Source organism: Pseudomonas fluorescens (genome assembly GCF_000730425.1).
GTDB classification, from domain to species: domain Bacteria; phylum Pseudomonadota; class Gammaproteobacteria; order Pseudomonadales; family Pseudomonadaceae; genus Aquipseudomonas; species Aquipseudomonas fluorescens_X.
In genome coordinates this window covers 3,892,685-3,909,280 of record NZ_CP008896.1, presented here as the reverse complement: position 1 = coordinate 3,909,280, position 16,596 = coordinate 3,892,685, and the positions used below count along the sequence as shown (strand labels likewise).

The 16,596-nt window shown below is 62.7% G+C and carries 16 protein-coding genes; 10 read left to right on the top strand and 6 right to left on the bottom strand.

Annotation, left to right across the window (positions count from 1 at the left end; genetic code table 11):
* Positions 1-65 precede the first annotated feature (65 nt).
* Positions 66-1,628 carry a SulP family inorganic anion transporter gene (locus HZ99_RS17555; RefSeq protein WP_038444763.1) on the top strand — a complete coding sequence of 521 codons (1,563 nt, stop codon included), beginning with the start codon at positions 66-68 and terminating at the stop codon, positions 1,626-1,628.
* A gap of 89 nt (positions 1,629-1,717) precedes the next feature.
* On the opposite strand, the gene aroE is transcribed toward HZ99_RS17555, so the two are convergent.
* Together aroE and hemF are read right to left on the bottom strand one after the other, a co-directional pair.
* Entirely contained in the window at positions 1,718-2,539 is an 822-nt protein-coding gene (aroE, locus tag HZ99_RS17550) for a shikimate dehydrogenase (protein WP_038444761.1), read from the bottom strand.
* Complete coding sequence (gene hemF, locus HZ99_RS17545; protein WP_038444759.1) at positions 2,539-3,471, bottom strand: oxygen-dependent coproporphyrinogen oxidase; 933 nt, start codon at positions 3,469-3,471, stop codon at positions 2,539-2,541. The genes aroE and hemF overlap by 1 nt, the downstream gene beginning before the upstream one ends.
* Positions 3,472-3,631: 160 nt before the next feature.
* Between hemF and HZ99_RS17540 the strand changes: the two genes are divergently transcribed.
* Entirely contained in the window at positions 3,632-4,609 is a 978-nt protein-coding gene (locus HZ99_RS17540) for an NADPH:quinone reductase (protein ID WP_038444758.1), read from the top strand.
* A 105-nt stretch (positions 4,610-4,714) separates the two neighbouring features.
* On the opposite strand, the gene HZ99_RS17535 is transcribed toward HZ99_RS17540, so the two are convergent.
* Positions 4,715-5,272: an L-threonylcarbamoyladenylate synthase gene (locus HZ99_RS17535; RefSeq protein ID WP_038444756.1), complete on the bottom strand. Its 558-nt coding sequence runs from the start codon at positions 5,270-5,272 to the stop codon at positions 4,715-4,717.
* Between the two features lie 54 nt (positions 5,273-5,326).
* Positions 5,327-6,421: a DNA-processing protein DprA gene (gene dprA, locus HZ99_RS17530; RefSeq protein ID WP_038444754.1), complete on the bottom strand. Its 1,095-nt coding sequence runs from the start codon at positions 6,419-6,421 to the stop codon at positions 5,327-5,329.
* 265 nt (positions 6,422-6,686) lie between these two features.
* Here dprA and def point away from each other — a divergent pair, with 265 nt between their 5' ends.
* From def to HZ99_RS17505, 5 genes are all read left to right on the top strand, one after another.
* On the top strand, positions 6,687-7,193 hold the full coding sequence (def, locus tag HZ99_RS17525) for a peptide deformylase (RefSeq protein WP_038444752.1): 507 nt from the start codon (positions 6,687-6,689) through the stop codon (positions 7,191-7,193).
* A 57-nt stretch (positions 7,194-7,250) separates the two neighbouring features.
* Entirely contained in the window at positions 7,251-8,201 is a 951-nt protein-coding gene (gene fmt, locus HZ99_RS17520; protein ID WP_038444750.1) for a methionyl-tRNA formyltransferase, read from the top strand.
* The gene (gene rsmB, locus HZ99_RS17515; RefSeq protein ID WP_038444748.1) at positions 8,201-9,511 is read left to right on the top strand and encodes a 16S rRNA (cytosine(967)-C(5))-methyltransferase RsmB; all 1,311 of its coding nucleotides are present in this window, start codon (positions 8,201-8,203) and stop codon (positions 9,509-9,511) included. Before fmt ends, rsmB begins: the two co-directional genes overlap by 1 nt.
* Before the next feature lie 23 nt (positions 9,512-9,534).
* The gene (gene trkA, locus HZ99_RS17510; RefSeq protein WP_038444746.1) at positions 9,535-10,908 is read left to right on the top strand and encodes a Trk system potassium transporter TrkA; all 1,374 of its coding nucleotides are present in this window, start codon (positions 9,535-9,537) and stop codon (positions 10,906-10,908) included.
* Between the two features lie 63 nt (positions 10,909-10,971).
* Entirely contained in the window at positions 10,972-11,283 is a 312-nt protein-coding gene (locus HZ99_RS17505; RefSeq protein WP_038444745.1) for a tetratricopeptide repeat protein, read from the top strand.
* 136 nt (positions 11,284-11,419) lie between these two features.
* On the opposite strand, the gene HZ99_RS17500 is transcribed toward HZ99_RS17505, so the two are convergent.
* Together HZ99_RS17500 and HZ99_RS17495 are read right to left on the bottom strand one after the other, a co-directional pair.
* Entirely contained in the window at positions 11,420-12,307 is an 888-nt protein-coding gene (locus HZ99_RS17500) for a lysophospholipid acyltransferase (protein WP_038444743.1), read from the bottom strand.
* A gap of 40 nt (positions 12,308-12,347) precedes the next feature.
* Positions 12,348-12,905, bottom strand: coding sequence for a DNA-3-methyladenine glycosylase I (locus HZ99_RS17495; RefSeq protein WP_038444741.1), 558 nt, complete (start codon positions 12,903-12,905; stop codon positions 12,348-12,350).
* An 81-nt stretch (positions 12,906-12,986) separates the two neighbouring features.
* Here HZ99_RS17495 and glyQ point away from each other — a divergent pair, with 81 nt between their 5' ends.
* The 3 genes from glyQ to gmhB are packed head-to-tail and all read left to right on the top strand — an operon-like array spanning position 12,987 to position 16,530.
* The gene (gene glyQ, locus HZ99_RS17490) at positions 12,987-13,940 is read left to right on the top strand and encodes a glycine--tRNA ligase subunit alpha (protein WP_003213601.1); all 954 of its coding nucleotides are present in this window, start codon (positions 12,987-12,989) and stop codon (positions 13,938-13,940) included.
* Complete coding sequence (gene glyS, locus HZ99_RS17485; RefSeq protein WP_038444740.1) at positions 13,937-15,991, top strand: glycine--tRNA ligase subunit beta; 2,055 nt, start codon at positions 13,937-13,939, stop codon at positions 15,989-15,991. The genes glyQ and glyS overlap by 4 nt, the downstream gene beginning before the upstream one ends.
* Positions 15,991-16,530 carry a D-glycero-beta-D-manno-heptose 1,7-bisphosphate 7-phosphatase gene (gene gmhB / locus HZ99_RS17480; protein WP_181883239.1) on the top strand — a complete coding sequence of 180 codons (540 nt, stop codon included), beginning with the start codon at positions 15,991-15,993 and terminating at the stop codon, positions 16,528-16,530. The genes glyS and gmhB overlap by 1 nt, the downstream gene beginning before the upstream one ends.
* Positions 16,531-16,596: the final 66 nt, after the last annotated feature.

Below are 16,596 nucleotides of genomic sequence, written 5' to 3'. Positions count from 1 at the left end.
ACGACCCGCGTTATCGTTACCCATCTTCGCGAGCAAGCTCGCTCCTACAGTAATTCGAGCGATCCATGTCCCGGCCCCACACTCTGCTCCCATTCCTACGCTGGCTGCCACGCCAGACCCGCACCAGCGTCGGCCGGGATGCGCTGGTCGGCCTCAGCGGCGCCGTGCTGGCCTTGCCGCAATCCATCGCCTACGCCCTGATCGCCGGCCTGCCCCCCGAATACGGCCTGTATGCGGCGATCATCCCGGTGCTGATCGCCTGCCTGTGGGGTTCGTCCTGGCATTTGATCTGCGGCCCGACAGCGGCGATTTCCATCGTGCTCTACGCCAGCATCAGCCCGCTGGCGGTGCCCGGCTCGCAGGACTACATCACCCTGATCCTGTTGCTGACGTTGCTCGCCGGCGTATTCCAATGGCTGCTGGGCATACTTCGCTTTGGCGCACTGGTCAATTTCGTCTCCCATTCCGTCGTGCTCGGCTTCACCCTCGGCGCGGCGGTGGTCATCGCCCTGGGGCAGTTGCCCAACCTGCTGGGGCTCGACCTGCCCAGCCAGGGCACGGCGTTCAACAGCCTGCTGGCGCTGATCGACCATGGCGGCGCGTGGGATCGCCCGTCACTGGCCCTTGGGCTCGGCACCTTGCTGGTCGGCGTGCTGCTCAAGTACTGCGCACCGCGTTGGCCGAGCTTGTTGATTGCCCTGGCCCTGGGCAGCCTGGTCATGTGGGCGTGGCCGGCGATGTTCGGGCATGTGGCGCGGGTCAGTACGTTTGTTGGCCGACTGCCGCCGTTCAGCCCGTTGCCACTGGACCTGGACATGATCCTGCGCCTGCTGCCCAGCGCCGTGGCGGTGGGCATGCTGGGGCTGGTGACCAGCCTGTCGATTGCCCGCTCGCTGTCGGCGCGCTCGCAACAGTTGCTCGACGCCAATCAGGAAGTGCGTGCCCAGGGCTTATCCAACATCGTCGGCGGATTTTTCTCCGGCTATCTCTCAGCCGGCTCCTTCACCCGCTCGGGCCTGAGTTACGAAGCCGGTGCCTGTTCGCCCCTGGCCGGGGTGTTTTCTGCGTTGTGGGTCGCGCTGTTTGCGCTGTTCGGCGCGGCGTTGATTGCGCACATCCCGATCCCGAGCATGGCCGCCAGCATCCTGCTGATCTGCTGGGGCCTGGTGGATCATCGGGGCATTCGCGCACTGTGGCGGGTCAGCCGTGCAGAGTTTGTGGTGATGGGCCTGACATGCCTGGCCACCTTGCTGCTGGAGCTGCAAACGGCGATCTATGCCGGGGTGCTGGCGTCGCTGTTCTTCTACCTCAAGCGCACCTCGCAGCCACGGATACAGCAGTGGCGCGATGGTGAAGACGATGTGCTGCGGGTCGGTGGCTCGATCTTCTTTGGCGCCAGCCATTACCTGCAAGTGCGCTTGCAGCGCCTGCAAGGCCAGCGGGTGGTGATCGAGGCACAGCAGATCAACTTTATCGACTATTCCGGGGTGGAGATGCTGCACCAGGAAGCCCGCCGTTTGCGCGGATTGGGGCGCAGTCTGACGTTGCGCCGGGCGCGACCGCAGGTGGTCGAAGAATTGAAAAAGCTGGAAGGGGCCGACAAGTGCCCGATTCTTTTTGAAGACTGAACAGTGCTTTTGTGTAGGAGCCCGGCTTGCCGGCGATGGCGATCTCAAGGCCGCCATCGCCGGCAAGCCGGGCTTCTACAGGGGCGCGATTACAGGGCCAACTGGCGCCGCAGCTCGGCCAGCACCGGCGCCGAATCAGGCCGCACGCCGCGCCACAGGTAGAAGGCTTCTGCCGCCTGCTCCACCAACATACCCAGGCCATCCATCGCCACCGCCGCACGGTGTCCAGTGGCCCAGCGGCAGAATGCCGTCGGTTCCTTGGCGTACATCATGTCGTAGCAAATCGTCTTGCCCGGCTCGATCAGGCTGCTGGCAATCGGCGGTACATCGCCTGACAGGCTGGCGGAAGTGGCGTTGATGATCAGGTCGACCGGCTCGCTCAGCCAATCGAAACCACTGGCGCAGACCCGCCCCAGGTCATCGAACAACTCGGCCAGCCGCTCGGCTTTTTCCACGGTGCGGTTGGCGATGACCAACGAGGCGGGCTGTTGCGCCAGCAGCGGCTCCAACGCCCCGCGCACCGCGCCACCGGCACCGAGCAGCAGGATGCGTTTGCCCACCAGGCTCAAGCCGGCATTGACGGTCAAGTCGCGCACCAGGCCGGCACCGTCGGTGTTATCGCCCAGCAGGCTGCCATCGGCCAGCTTGCTCAGGGTGTTCACCGCGCCTGCGCGTTGCGCGCGCTCGGTCAGGGTGTCGGCCAGGCGGTAGGCTTCTTCCTTGAAGGGCACGGTGACGTTGGCACCGCGCCCTTGCAGGAAAAACGCCCGGGCACAGCCAGTGAAATCCTCAAGCGGCGCCAGCAGGGTGCTGTAGTCCAGCGCCTCGCCGGTCTGCTCGGCAAACAGGCCATGGATCAGTGGCGATTTGCTGTGGCCGATGGGGTTGCCGAACACCACATAGCGGTCCATCAGTTGGCCGCCTGGGGCGCAGCAAGGCCGAGCCAGTCACGGTCTTGCAGGAAGTAGTCGGTCAGGCGCGCTTCTTCGCTGCCGGCGGCGGCTTTCCAGTCATAGCTCCAGCGCACTTGCGGTGGCAGCGACATCAGGATCGACTCGGTACGCCCGCCCGATTGCAGGCCAAACAACGTGCCACGGTCGTAGACCAGGTTGAATTCCACGTAGCGCCCGCGACGAAATTCCTGGAATTGCCGCTGCTGTTCGGTATAGGCCATCGCCTGGCGACGCTGCACGATCGGCAGGTAGGCGTCGATGTAGGCATCGCCAATGGCGCGCATAAAGGCGAAGCAGGTGTCGAAGTCCCACTCGTTCAAGTCATCGAAGAACAGACCGCCAATACCCCGGGGTTCGTTGCGATGCTTGATGTGGAAGTAGCTGTCGCACCAGGCCTTGTAACGCGAATAGACATCCGCGCCAAACGGCGCGCAAGCCTGCTCGGCCACGCGGTGCCAGTGGATGCAGTCTTCTTCGTTGCCGTAGTAGGGCGTCAGGTCGAAGCCGCCACCGAACCACCACACCGGCTCTTCGCCTGCTTTCTCGGCGATGAAAAATCGCACATTGGCGTGGGACGTCGGCACATGCGGGTTATGCGGATGGATCACCAGCGACACACCGAGGGCTTCAAAACCGCGACCGGCGAGCTCTGGGCGGTGGGCGCTGGCGGACGGTGGCAGGCCGCTGCCGAATACGTGGGAAAAGTTGACGCCGCCTTTCTCGATCACCGCGCCGTTCTCGATCACCCGCGTGCGGCCACCGCCACCGGCCGGGCGGGTCCAGGCGTCTTCGATAAAGCGCGTATCCGCCTCGAAGGTTTCCAGGGCGCTGCAAATGCGGTCTTGCAGGTCGAGCAGGTAGGCTTTTACAGCCTCGGTGCGGGTAGTCATGGCATCACCTTGAATCGGGCAAAGCTACGCGAGGCCGTTGGGCCTCGGCGGCAAATGGGCGCACAGGATACCACCGCGCCAGCCGCTGCCACAGTTGACGAAGATCATGCATAGGAGTCCGATAGGAGCCTTTGGCGAAACAGACTTGAGGAGAGAGCAGATGGCCAAACGTATCCAGTTCAGCGCCCATGGCGGCCCCGAAGTACTTGAGTATGTGGACTACACGCCAGCAGAGCCCGGCCCACAGCAGGTTCGGGTGCGCAACAAGGCCATTGGCCTGAACTTCATCGACACGTATTTTCGCAGTGGCCTGTATGCACCGCCAGCCTTGCCCTCGGGCCTGGGCGCGGAAGGCGCTGGCGTGGTGGATGCGGTGGGCAGCGAAGTCACGCAGTTCAAGGTCGGCGACCGGGTGGCCTACGGCAGCGGCCCGCTGGGTGCCTACAGCGAGTTACATGTGCTGCCAGCGGCCAACCTGGTGCATCTGCCAGACGCGATCAGCTTCGAGCAGGCCGCTGGCGCCATGCTCAAGGGCCTGACCGTGCAGTACCTGCTGCGCCAGACCTATGAGCTCAAAGGCGGTGAAACCATCCTGTTTCATGCCGCCGCCGGTGGCGTCGGCTCCCTGGCCTGCCAATGGGCCAAGGCCCTGGGCGTGAAGCTGATCGGTACGGTCAGTTCGCCGGAAAAAGCCGCCCTGGCCAAATCCCTCGGTGCCTGGGAAACCATTGACTACAGCAAGGAAAATGTCCCACAACGGGTGCTGGAACTGACTGATGGCAAGAAATGCCCGGTGGTGTACGACGGCGTCGGCAAGGACACCTGGCTTGCCTCGCTGGACAGCGTGGCGCCCCGTGGCCTGTTGGTGAGTTTCGGTAATGCGTCGGGTGCGGTGGAGGGCGTCAACCTGGGCATTCTCTCCGCCAAAGGCTCGTTGTATGTCACCCGCCCAACACTGGCGACCTACGCCAACAATCCGCAGAACCTGCAGGCCATGGCCGATGACCTGTTTGGCATGATCGCCAGTGGCAAGGTACGGATTGATATCAACCAGCGTTATTCCCTGGCGGAGGCGGCGAAGGCACAGATTGAGTTGTCGGGGCGGCGCACCACCGGGTCGACCATTTTGATGCCGTAAGCGCTGGGTTGTCTGGAAGGTTGCTATCGCGGGCAAGCCCGCTCCCACAGGTTGATCGCATTCCAATATGGGAGCGGGCTTGCTCGCGATGGCACCACCACGGTCTCAGGACGGGCGACGAACCTCGCCAGTCGCCAGATCCCGAATCAAGCTAGGGTTCTTGCGCCCGCCCAGGCTGCCGCCCAACACACAATCCACCTGCCCACGGAAATACTGCTCCACCCGGATCCGCGTGCGCGCCGCTGGCCGGCCCTGAGGGTTGGCCGAGGTGGAGATCAACGGCCCCACCAATGAACACAAATCCCGCACCAGTGGATGATCGCTGACCCGCAGTGCCACGGTGTCGTGCTTACCGGTAATCCATTCAGGCAGCAGATCCTGGTGGGGCACCAGCCAGGTATTGGGCCCCGGCCAGGTGCTGGCCATGCGGTCGATCCAGGTGTCGGGGAAGTCTTCGAAAAGAAAGTCGAATTGCCGGATATTGTCGGCGACCAGGATCAAGCCTTTGTCCACCGAACGGCCCTTGATCGCCAGCAAGCGATCCACCGCCTCCTCGTTCCACGGGTCGCAGCCCAGGCCCCACACGGCCTCGGTCGGATAGGCAATCACCGCGCCTGCGCGAACTTCTCGTGCGGCTTCTTGCACACGCCACCTGTTGACCATTACTCACTCTCCGGACTAAAGCTCTGCGCAGTTTACCGATCTTCGTTACAAAACCTAACTGCGCGCAAGCCAGCGACCACTTTCGCAAACCACCCGGCCCTCCAACTCCAGTTCGGTGAGGCTCGCCAGCACCTGGGAAAGACTCTGGCCGCTGGCAATGGCCAAGCCTTCGCTGGTGTGGGGTGCCGCGTGCAACAGCGCCACCAGCGGGTGGGGCACCGCCACCGGCGCGGGCCGCGACAACGCCTGCCAACCGCGCAGCCCTTCAAGAATGTGTTCGATGGTTTCCACCAACACCGCCCCCTCACGAATCAACTGGTGACAGCCCCTGGCACCCGGATGATGAATCGACCCCGGTATCGCATACACCTCGCGCCCCTGCTCGGCCGCCAGCCGTGCGGTGATCAGCGATCCGCTGGCGACGCTGGCTTCCACCACCAGCACCCCCAGGGACAGGCCGCTGATAATACGGTTGCGTCGCGGGAAGTTGCCGGCCTGGGGAGCGGCGTCCAACGGGAACTCGGAAACCACCGCGCTGCCCTGGGCGATCATCGCCTCGGCAAGCCGGCGGTGGCGCTGTGGATAAAAATTTTCCAGGCCGGTGCCCAACACCCCGACAGTCTGCCCCCCGACATCCAATGCCGCCTGATGCGCAGCCCCATCGATACCCAGGGCCAGGCCGCTGGTGATGACAAAACCAGCACTCGCCAGACTGCGGGAAAAGGCCGCCGCCGTATCGATCCCGGGTCGGGAAGCGTGGCGGCTGCCGACCATGGCCAACTGCGGCTTTTCCAGGATCGCGGGGTTGCCGGCCACGAACAACAAGGGTGGCGCATCGTCCAACTCGGCCAGCAAGGCGGGGTAATCGGGCTGGTCCCACATCAGCAAATGCTGGCCCGCACGCTCTAGCCAGGCCAATGCAACGCTGGCGCCATCGCGCACTGGCACGCTGCGCCGGGCCTCGGCGCAGGCCGTAGGCAACCCCAGGGAACGCCAGGCACTGGCCGGGGCACCAATGGCTTTCGAGGCGCAACCAAAGGCCTCGATCAGTGTTTTGAAACGCTTGGGCCCCAGCTCCGGCATACGGTGCAAACGCAGGCGGGCTTCCAGTTCGGCGGGGGAAATATCCGGGCGATGGATTGCTGACATATGATCATCCTTGATCAGGAACAAGCTGTGGATAACTCTGTTGGTAACTTCTGTAGCAGGCTAATAATTGCAACGGGTCACTGCCGCTCAACCCGTCGGCTCGTTTTGAAGACGAGTAGCGATTTCCTCATGGGGGCAATCTCCTTTATTATGTCGGTTCGCGTGAAATGCCTTGGCCTTCGCGGCCTGCGAGCGTTTCACACCGGTCGTGCGGGTTGTCCCGAGGCCGATTTGCCTTTACCTCACATGTGCAGCAATTACGCTTATGGCTATTTTGAACATCCTCGAATTCCCGGACTCGCGCCTGCGCACTATTGCCAAACCGGTGGCCGTAGTGGACGACAAGGTTCGTCAGCTGGTCGATGACATGTTTGAAACAATGTATGAAGCCCCGGGCATCGGCCTCGCCGCGACCCAGGTCAACGTGCACCTGCGCGTGGTGGTCATGGACCTGTCCGAAGACCGCAGCGAACCGATGGTGTACATCAACCCGCAGTTCGAGCCGCTGACCGACGAGATGGGCGAATACCAGGAAGGCTGCCTGTCGGTGCCCGAGTTCTACGAGAACGTCGAACGCCCACTGCGCGTCAAGATCAAGGCCCTGGACCGTGACGGCAAGCCATTCGAGCTGATTGCCGAAGGCCTGCTGGCAGTATGCATCCAGCATGAGTGCGACCACCTCAACGGCAAGCTGTTTGTCGATTACCTGTCCACGCTCAAACGCGACCGGATCAAGAAGAAACTGGAAAAGAAGCATCGCCAGCAAGCTTGATTCCCTTCCTCCAAAGGCTTGCTCCGGCAAGCCTTTTTCTTTTGTGAGACGTTTCCCATGACCGAGCCACTGCGCATCGTTTTTGCCGGCACCCCCGAATTTGCCGCCGAACACCTCAAGGCCCTGCTTGCCAGCCCTTATGAAATCGTCGCGGTGTATACCCAGCCGGATCGCCCGGCCGGCCGTGGGCAAAAACTGATGCCCAGCCCGGTCAAGCAACTGGCGCTGGAAAACGGCATCGTTGTGCTGCAACCACCGACCCTGCGCAACGCCGAGGCCCAGGCTGAACTGGCCGCGTTGAAACCGGACCTGCTTGTAGTGGTGGCCTATGGCCTGATCCTCCCGCAGGCAGTACTGGATATCCCACGCCTGGGCTGCATCAACAGTCACGCCTCGCTGCTGCCGCGCTGGCGCGGAGCCGCGCCGATCCAGCGCGCGGTGCAAGCCGGTGATGCAGAAAGCGGCGTGACCGTGATGCGCATGGAGGCCGGCCTGGACACCGGGCCAATGCTGCTCAAGGTCACCACACCCATCACCGCGCAAGACACCGGCGGCAGCCTGCATGACCGGCTGGCCGAGATGGGCCCGCCAGCGGTGGTCGCGGCAATTGCCGGCCTCGCCGCCGGTACCCTGCAAGGCGAAATACAGGACGACAGCCTCGCCACCTACGCCCACAAGCTGAACAAGGACGAAGCGCGCATCGACTGGAGCCGCCCGGCCGTGGAGCTGGAGCGCCTGGTACGCGCCTTCAACCCGTGGCCGATCTGCCACAGCACCCTCAATGGCGAAGCCTTGAAAGTCCTCGCCGCCACCCTGGCCGAAGGCAGCGGCGCGCCCGGTGAAATCATCGGCGCCAGCAGGGAAGGCCTGCTGGTGGCCTGCGGTGAACAGGCACTGTGTCTGACCCGTTTGCAATTGCCCGGCGGCAAGGCGCTGAACTTCAGCGATTTGTTCAACAGCCGCCGTGAGAAATTTTCCCCCGGTATCATTCTTGGAGTGGACGCTTGATGAACCCGCGTTTGGCCGCTGCCAAGGCCCTGGCCGCCGTGCTAACTGGCAAGGCTTCCCTGAACAGTTCGTTGCCAGTGCAACTGGATAAAGTCGAAGACCGTGATCGCGGCTTCACCCAGGACCTGGCCTTTGGCACCGCCCGCTGGCAGCCGCGCCTGTCGGCGCTGGCAGCCAAGCTGCTGCAAAAGCCGTTCAAGGCTGCCGATGCCGATGTCGAGGCGCTGTTGCTGGTGGGGCTCTACCAGTTGCTCTACAGCCGGGTGCCCGCCCACGCCGCCATCGGTGAAACCGTGGGCTGCGCCGACAAGCTGAAAAAGCCCTGGGCCAAAGCCTTGCTCAACGCCGTGTTGCGCCGCGCCCAGCGCGAAAGCGAGGGGTTGCTGGCCGAGCTCGAACACGACCCGGTAGTGCGCACCGCACACCCACGCTGGCTGCAAAAATCCCTCAAGGCGTTCTGGCCCAAGCAGTGGGAAGCCATCTGTGCCGCCAACAACGCGCACCCGCCGATGATTTTGCGGGTCAATCGCCGCCATCACCACCGTAATGCCTATCTCACGTTACTGGCCGATGCCAGCATCAATGCTAGCGCCTGTGTGTACAGCCAGGACGGAATCGTGCTGGAGACCGCCTGCGATGTACGCAGCCTGCCGGGCTTTGCCGAAGGCTGGATCAGCGTGCAGGACGAAGCGGCGCAACTGGCCGCCGGCCTGCTCGACCTGGCACCGGGCCAGCGGGTGCTGGACGCCTGCTGCGCCCCAGGCGGCAAGACCTGCCACATCATGGAAGTCGAGCCCGGCCTGGCCGGAGTCGTCGCCGTCGACCTGGAAGCCAAGCGCCTGGTACGGGTGCGCGAAAACCTTGCACGCCTGGGCCTGGACGCCGAGCTGATTGCCGCCGATGGTCGCGATACCGCCACCTGGTGGGATGGCAAGCCGTTCCAGCGCATCCTGCTGGACGCGCCCTGTTCCGCCACCGGCGTGATCCGCCGTCACCCGGATATCAAGCTGACCCGCCAACCCGATGACATCGCCTCCCTGGCCGCGTTGCAAGGCGAGCTGCTGGACGCACTGTGGCCGACGCTGGAAGTCGGTGGCATCCTGCTCTACGCCACCTGCTCGACCCTGCCGACCGAAAACACCGAGGTCATCGAAGCCTTCCTCGCGCGCACCAGCGGCGCGCGGGAGTTGGACATGGCTACCACGGCGGGCCTCAAGCAGCCCCATGGCCGCCAGCTGTTGGCGCAGGAAGGCGGACACGATGGTTTTTACTACGCCAAACTGATCAAGATTGCCGCTGCACGCGGCTGAATGGTTTTTAAGGGAGTGACCGGATGAAGATCATCATCCTCGGCGCAGGGCAGGTCGGCGGTACGCTGGCCGAGCATTTGGCCAGTGAAGCCAACGACATTACCGTGGTCGACACCGACGCCGAACGCCTGCGCGGCCTGGGCGACCGCCTGGATATCCGCACAGTCCAGGGCCGCGCCTCGTTCCCCACCGTGCTGCGCCAGGCCGGGGCCGACGATGCCGACATGCTGGTGGCAGTGACCAACAGTGACGAGACCAACATGGTTGCCTGCCAGGTCGCCCACACCCTGTTCCACACCCCGACCAAGATCGCCCGGGTGCGTGAAGCGGCCTACCTGACCCGCGCCGGCCTGTTCGACAACGACGCGATCCCCGTGGACGTGCTGATCAGCCCCGAGCAGGTGGTGACCCACTACATCAAGCGCCTGATCGAAATCCCCGGTGCGTTGCAGGTGATCGACTTTGCCGAAGGCAAGGCGCAACTGGTGGCGGTCAAGGCCTACTACGGCGGGCCGCTGGTGGGCCAGCAGCTGCGCCAGCTGCGCGAACACATGCCGAATGTGGAAACCCGCGTGGCCGCAATTTTCCGCCGCGACCGGCCGATCCTGCCCCAGGGCGACACAGTGATCGAAGCCGACGACGAAGTATTCTTCATCGCCGCCAAGGCCAACATTCGTGCCGTGATGAGCGAAATGCGCCGGCTCGACGAAAACTACAAGCGCATCGTCATCGCCGGCGGCGGGCAGATCGGCGAACGCCTGGCCGAAGCCATCGAAAGCCGCTATCAGGTAAAGATCATCGAGATGAACCCGGCACGTTGCCGGCATTTGTCCGACACCCTCGATAGCACCGTGGTCCTGCAAGGCAGCGCTTCGGACCGTGACCTGCTGATGGAAGAAAACATCGCCGACGCCGATATCTTCCTGGCCCTGACCAACGACGACGAGGCCAATATCATGTCGTCGCTGCTGGCCAAGCGAATGGGGGCGAAGAAGGTGATGACCATCATCAACAACCCCGCCTATGTGGACCTGATCCAGGGCGGCGATATCGACATCGCCATCAGCCCGCAGTTGGCCACCATCGGCACCTTGCTGGCCCACGTGCGGCGCGGCGATATCGTCAGCGTGCACTCATTGCGCCGCGGCGCGGCGGAAGCCATCGAAGCGATTGCCCATGGCGACTCCAAGTCGAGCAAGGTGATTGGCCGGGCGATCCGCGATATCGGCTTGCCGCCGGGTACCACCATTGGCGCGATCATTCGGGATGAAGAAGTGATCATCGCCCATGACGACACGGTGATCGCCGCTGGGGACCATGTGATTCTGTTCCTGGTGGATAAAAAACATATCCGCGATGTGGAGAAATTATTCCACGTGGGGTTGAGCTTTTTTTGATGTGGATTGTGCCGTCGGTGATGGCGCCATCGCCGGCAAGCCGGCTCCTACAAGGATCTTTGTATGCTTGAGTCGCTGGAAAAGATGCTCGCCAAGGGTGTGGATAACTCACTGCTGCGCTTTGGCCTGGGCAAGGGTTATCTGGACTTGAAGGACAACGCCCAGGCGGCGGTGCATTTGCAAAAATGCGTCGAGTTCGATCCTAAGTATTCAGCGGCGTGGAAGCTGTTGGGCAAGGCACACGCTGCGCTGGGCGATAAAGACGCGGCACGGCAAGCCTGGGAGAAGGGCATCGAAGCGGCCCAGGCCCATGGCGACAAACAGGCCGAAAAAGAGATGATCGTGTTCCTGAAGAAGCTCGACCGCCAGACCTGAATGGAGATCACCAATGTGGGAGCGGGCTTGCTCGCGAATGCGGTGTATCAGCTACACATTCAGTGACTGAGACTCTGCATTCGCGAGCAAGCCCGCTCCCACATTGGTTTCGCATCGACCTTGAATCAGTCGTGTATCAGTACCACCGCGCCTCACCCGGCGGGCGTTTCTTGAAGCGCTTCATGCTCCACATGTACTGGCTCGGGTAAGCGCCGACATAGCGCTCCACCACCTTGCTCATCGCCGCGCAGGACGTGGCGGTGTCGGTGCTGTACATGTCTTCTGGCGCCGCCTCCAGGATCACTTTGTAACCCGAGCCGTCCGGCAGCCGCAGGGCATGCAGGAACACACCGACCGCCTTATGGCCCGCGAGCATGTTCGGCACGAACTTGCTGGTCAGCGCCTGGGTAGCAAAGAACGGCACGAAGATCCCGGCCGATTCCGCCGGCTCCGGGTCAGCAGGAATCCCCACCTGGCCGCCCTTGCGCACTTCCTTGATGACACTGAGGATGCCTTCCTTGGTCGACGCCGCCACCCGGTTGCCCAACTGCACACGTTGCTTGCGCAGCAGCTCATCCACCGCCTTGAGCTTGGGCGGGCGGTAGAAAATGATCGGTTTGCACTGGCTGCAATAGAAGTGATTCAACACTTCCCAGTTGCCCAGGTGGCTGGTGATGCCAACCACCCCTTTGCCCGAAGCCAGGGCTTGCTGCAGCACTTCCAGGCCTTCGACTTCGCGCACCAGGTCGATGGAACGCTGGGCCGGCCAGATCCAGGCGCAGGCGCTTTCGGTCAGGGACTTGCCGATGTCCATCAGGCTGCGACCGACCAGCGCTTCACGTTCGCCTGGGTCCATGTCCGGGAAGCATTTGGACAGATTGATCCGCACCGTGTCGCGGGAGCGGTTGGGGGTTTTCCACATGATCCAGCCAATCGCCGTGCCGACGGCCTGGACAGCGCGCCAGGGCAGCAGGGCAAACAACCGCAGAGCGCCTACCAGCAAGGCGCCTTTTAACTTTTCCACAGGTCACTCCTGATCGTGTGTGGTGCGCAAAGCGGCCATTCTACCCGGCGTTGGCCCAGTCCGCGTAACGGTCGCAGTCCTGGGTGTGGTCCATGACCATGCCCGAGGCCTGCATGAACGCGTAGCAGATGGTCGGCCCGACGAACGTGAAGCCGGCTTTCTTGAGGGCTTTGCTCATGGCCTCGGCCTGTGGCGTGATCGCCGGGACTTCGCTGCGATCCTTGAAATGATTGACCTTGGGCACGCCGTCGACAAACGACCAGAGCAACCCCACCGGGTCCTCCAGCGCCAGCCAGGCCGCCGCATTGCGCCGGGTGGCATTGAGTTTCAAACGGTTGCGCACGATGCCTGGGTCAAGCATCAACTGCTCAATCTCTGCATCGCTCAACTGCGCCAGGCGTTGGGGATCAAAACCGAACAAGACCTTTCGATAATGCTCGCGTTTGCGTAAAACGGTGATCCAGGACAGGCCCGCCTGGAACCCTTCGAGCAAAAGCAACTCGAACAATCCCTGCGCATCACGCAGCGGCGTTCCCCACTCTTGATCGTGATAAGCCATGTACAGCGGATCTTCAGAACACCAAAAGCAGCGTGGCATAAGGCTCCAGGGAGTGGTGGCGGGGCCGAATCGGGTATACTCCCGCCCTTTAAATCGCAGCCCAAGTAACAGGTGAATTTTGTGAGCCAGCCTACGCCAGCCGTGCGTACCTTCCAAGACTTGATCCTCGCCCTCCAGCAATACTGGGCCGAGCAAGGTTGTGTGGTACTTCAGCCCTACGATATGGAAGTAGGCGCCGGCACTTTCCACACCGCAACATTCCTGCGGGCCATCGGCCCGGAAACCTGGAACGCCGCTTATGTGCAGCCCAGTCGTCGCCCGACTGACGGCCGCTACGGCGAAAACCCCAACCGTCTGCAGCACTACTACCAGTTCCAGGTGGTCCTCAAGCCAAACCCGGACAACTTCCAGGAGCTGTACCTGGGCTCGTTGAAGCATGTCGGCCTGGACCCGCTGGTCCACGATATCCGTTTCGTCGAAGACAACTGGGAATCGCCAACCCTCGGCGCCTGGGGCCTGGGCTGGGAAGTCTGGCTCAATGGCATGGAAGTGACGCAGTTCACTTACTTCCAGCAAGCGGGCGGTATCGAGTGCTACCCGGTGACCGGCGAGATCACCTACGGCCTGGAACGCCTGGCCATGTACCTGCAAGGTGTGGACTCGGTCTACGACCTGGTGTGGGCTGACGGTCCGTTCGGCAAAGTGACTTATGGCGATGTGTTCCACCAGAACGAAGTGGAGCAGTCCACCTACAACTTCGAACACGCCAACGTCGAGAAGCTGTTCGAGTTGTTCGACTTCTACGAAAGCGAAGCCAAGCGCCTGATCGAACTGGATCAGCCGCTGCCGCTGCCAAGCTATGAAATGGTCCTGAAGGCTTCCCATACCTTCAACCTGCTGGATGCTCGCCGTGCCATCTCGGTCACCGCGCGCCAGCAATACATCCTGCGTGTGCGCACCCTGGCGCGTTCTGTCGCCCAAGCCTACCTGCTGGCTCGCGCCAAGCTGGGCTTCCCGATGGCAACCCCGGATTTGCGTGATGAAGTGTTGGCTAAGCTGGAGGCTGCACAATGAGTGCTCAAGATTTCCTGGTTGAACTGGGCACCGAAGAGCTGCCACCCAAGGCCCTGAACACACTGGCCGACGCCTTCCTGGCCGGTATCGAAAAAGGCCTGCAGACCGCTGGCCTGAAATTCGAAGCGAAGAAAGTCTATGCCGCGCCACGTCGCCTGGCCGTGTTGCTGACCGCGCTGCAAACCCAACAGCCGGACCGCAGCATCAACCTCGACGGCCCACCGCGCCAGGCCGCTTTCGATGCCGAAGGCAACCCGACCCAGGCCGCCCTGGGTTTTGCCAAGAAGTGCGGCGTCGAGCTGAGCGAGATCGACCAGAGCGGCCCGAAACTGCGTTTCAGCCAGGTCATCAAGGGCAAGCCGACCGCCAGCCTGCTGCCGACCATCGTTGAAGACTCCCTGAACGACCTGCCGATCCCCAAGCGCATGCGCTGGGGGGCTCGCAAGGAAGAGTTCGTACGTCCGACCCAATGGTTGGTGATGCTGCTCGGTGATCAAGTCATCGACTGCACCATCCTCGCCCAGAAGGCCGGTCGCGACTCCCGTGGCCACCGTTTCCACCACCCGCAAGACGTGCGCATCACCTCGCCCGCCAATTACCTCAATGACCTGCGTGCAGCCTATGTGCTGGCGGATGCCAACGAGCGTCGCGAGCTGATCAGCAAACGCACCGAAGAGCTGGCCCGCTTGCAGGAAGGCACGGCTATCGTGCCGCCAAGCCTGCTCGACGAAGTGACAGCCCTGGTCGAGTGGCCGGTGCCGCTGGTGTGCTCGTTCGAAGAGCGCTTCCTCGATGTACCGCAAGAAGCCCTGATCACCACCATGCAGGACAACCAGAAGTATTTCTGCCTGCTGGATGTGGACGGCAAGTTGCTGCCGCGCTTTATCACCGTGGCCAACATCGAAAGCAAGGACCCGCAGCAGATCATCGCCGGTAACGAGAAAGTCGTTCGCCCGCGCCTGACCGATGCCGAGTTTTTCTTCAAGCAAGACAAGAAGCAGAAACTCGAAGACTTCAACCTGCGCCTGCAGAACGTGGTGTTCCAGGAGAAGCTGGGCAGCGTCTACGACAAGGCTGTACGGGTTTCCAAGCTCGCGGCCTACATCGCCCCGCGTATTGGCGGCGATGCGGCCCTGGCCGCACGCGCTGGCCTGCTGTGCAAGTGCGACCTGGCCACCGAGATGGTCGGCGAGTTCCCGGAAATGCAAGGCGTTGCCGGTTACTACTACGCACTCAATGACGGCGAGCCTGAAGACGTCGCCCTGGCGTTGAACGAGCAGTACATGCCGCGTGGCGCTGGCGCCGAGCTGCCGACCACCCTGACCGGTGCGGCCGTGGCCATCGCTGACAAGCTGGACACCCTGGTCGGTATCTTCGGCATCGGCATGTTGCCTACCGGCAGCAAAGACCCGTATGCCCTGCGCCGCGCCGCCCTCGGCGTGCTGCGTATCCTGATCGACAAGAAACTGGACCTCGACCTGACCCAGGCCGTGGTGTTTGCGGTGGGTCAGTTCGCCAGCAAGGTCAAGCAAGCCGGCCTGGCCGAGCAGGTGCTGGAGTTCGTGTTCGACCGCCTGCGTGCCCGCTACGAAGACGAAGGCGTGGATGTTTCGGTGTACCTGTCGGTACGTGCCCTGCAACCGGGTTCGGCGCTGGACTTCGACCAGCGCGTACAAGCCGTGCAGGCCTTCCGCAAGCTGCCGGAAGCCGATGCCCTGGCCGCCGTGAACAAGCGCGTGTCAAACCTGTTGAGCAAGGCCGAGGGCCTGGGCAACGCCGATGTCGATCCTGGCCTGTTTGCCGATGCCAAGGAGTTCTCGCTGAACTCGGCCATCGCCAAGGCAGAAAACGCGGTGAAACCGCTGATCGCCGAACGCAACTACGCCGAAGCGCTGGCACGCCTGGCCACCTTGCGCGAGCCGGTGGATGCGTTCTTCGAAGCGGTGATGATCAATGCCGAAGATGCCGGCGTGCGGAAAAACCGCTACGCCATGCTGGCGCGCCTGCGCGGTTTGTTCGTCAACATCGCTGACATTTCGACGCTGAGCTGATCATGTTGAAACTGCTGATTCTCGATCGGGACGGGGTGATCAACTACGACTCCGACGCATACATCAAGTCGGTGGAGGAGTGGATCCCGCTGCCCGGCTCGATCGAGGCCATCGCGCAGTTGAGCAAGGCCGGCTGGACAGTCGCCATTGCGACCAACCAGTCCGGCATCGCCCGCGGCTACTACGACATCGCTACCCTGGACGCCATGCACGCGCGCTTGCGCGCATTGGTGGCGGAGCAGGGCGGTGAGGTGGGGCTGGTGGTGTACTGCCCCCACGGGCCGGACGAGGGCTGCGCTTGCCGCAAACCCAAGCCTGGCATGTTGAAAATCATTTCAGAACATTACAAGGTGCCCCTGGCTGGGATATGGTTCGTCGGGGACAGTCTCGGTGACCTGGAGGCGGCCAAAGCCGTCGACTCTCAGCCAGTTTTGGTAAAGACCGGGAAAGGCGAAAAGACCCAGGCAAAAAGCCTGCCGGTCGGCACCTTGATTTTTGACGATCTGGCGGCGGTTGCCGCAGAACTTATCAACAACTAGTCGCCCTCGACTTCCTGACCAGGGATTGTTCGGGAGTGCACTTTTAACAGGCGGGCGTTGTCCCGC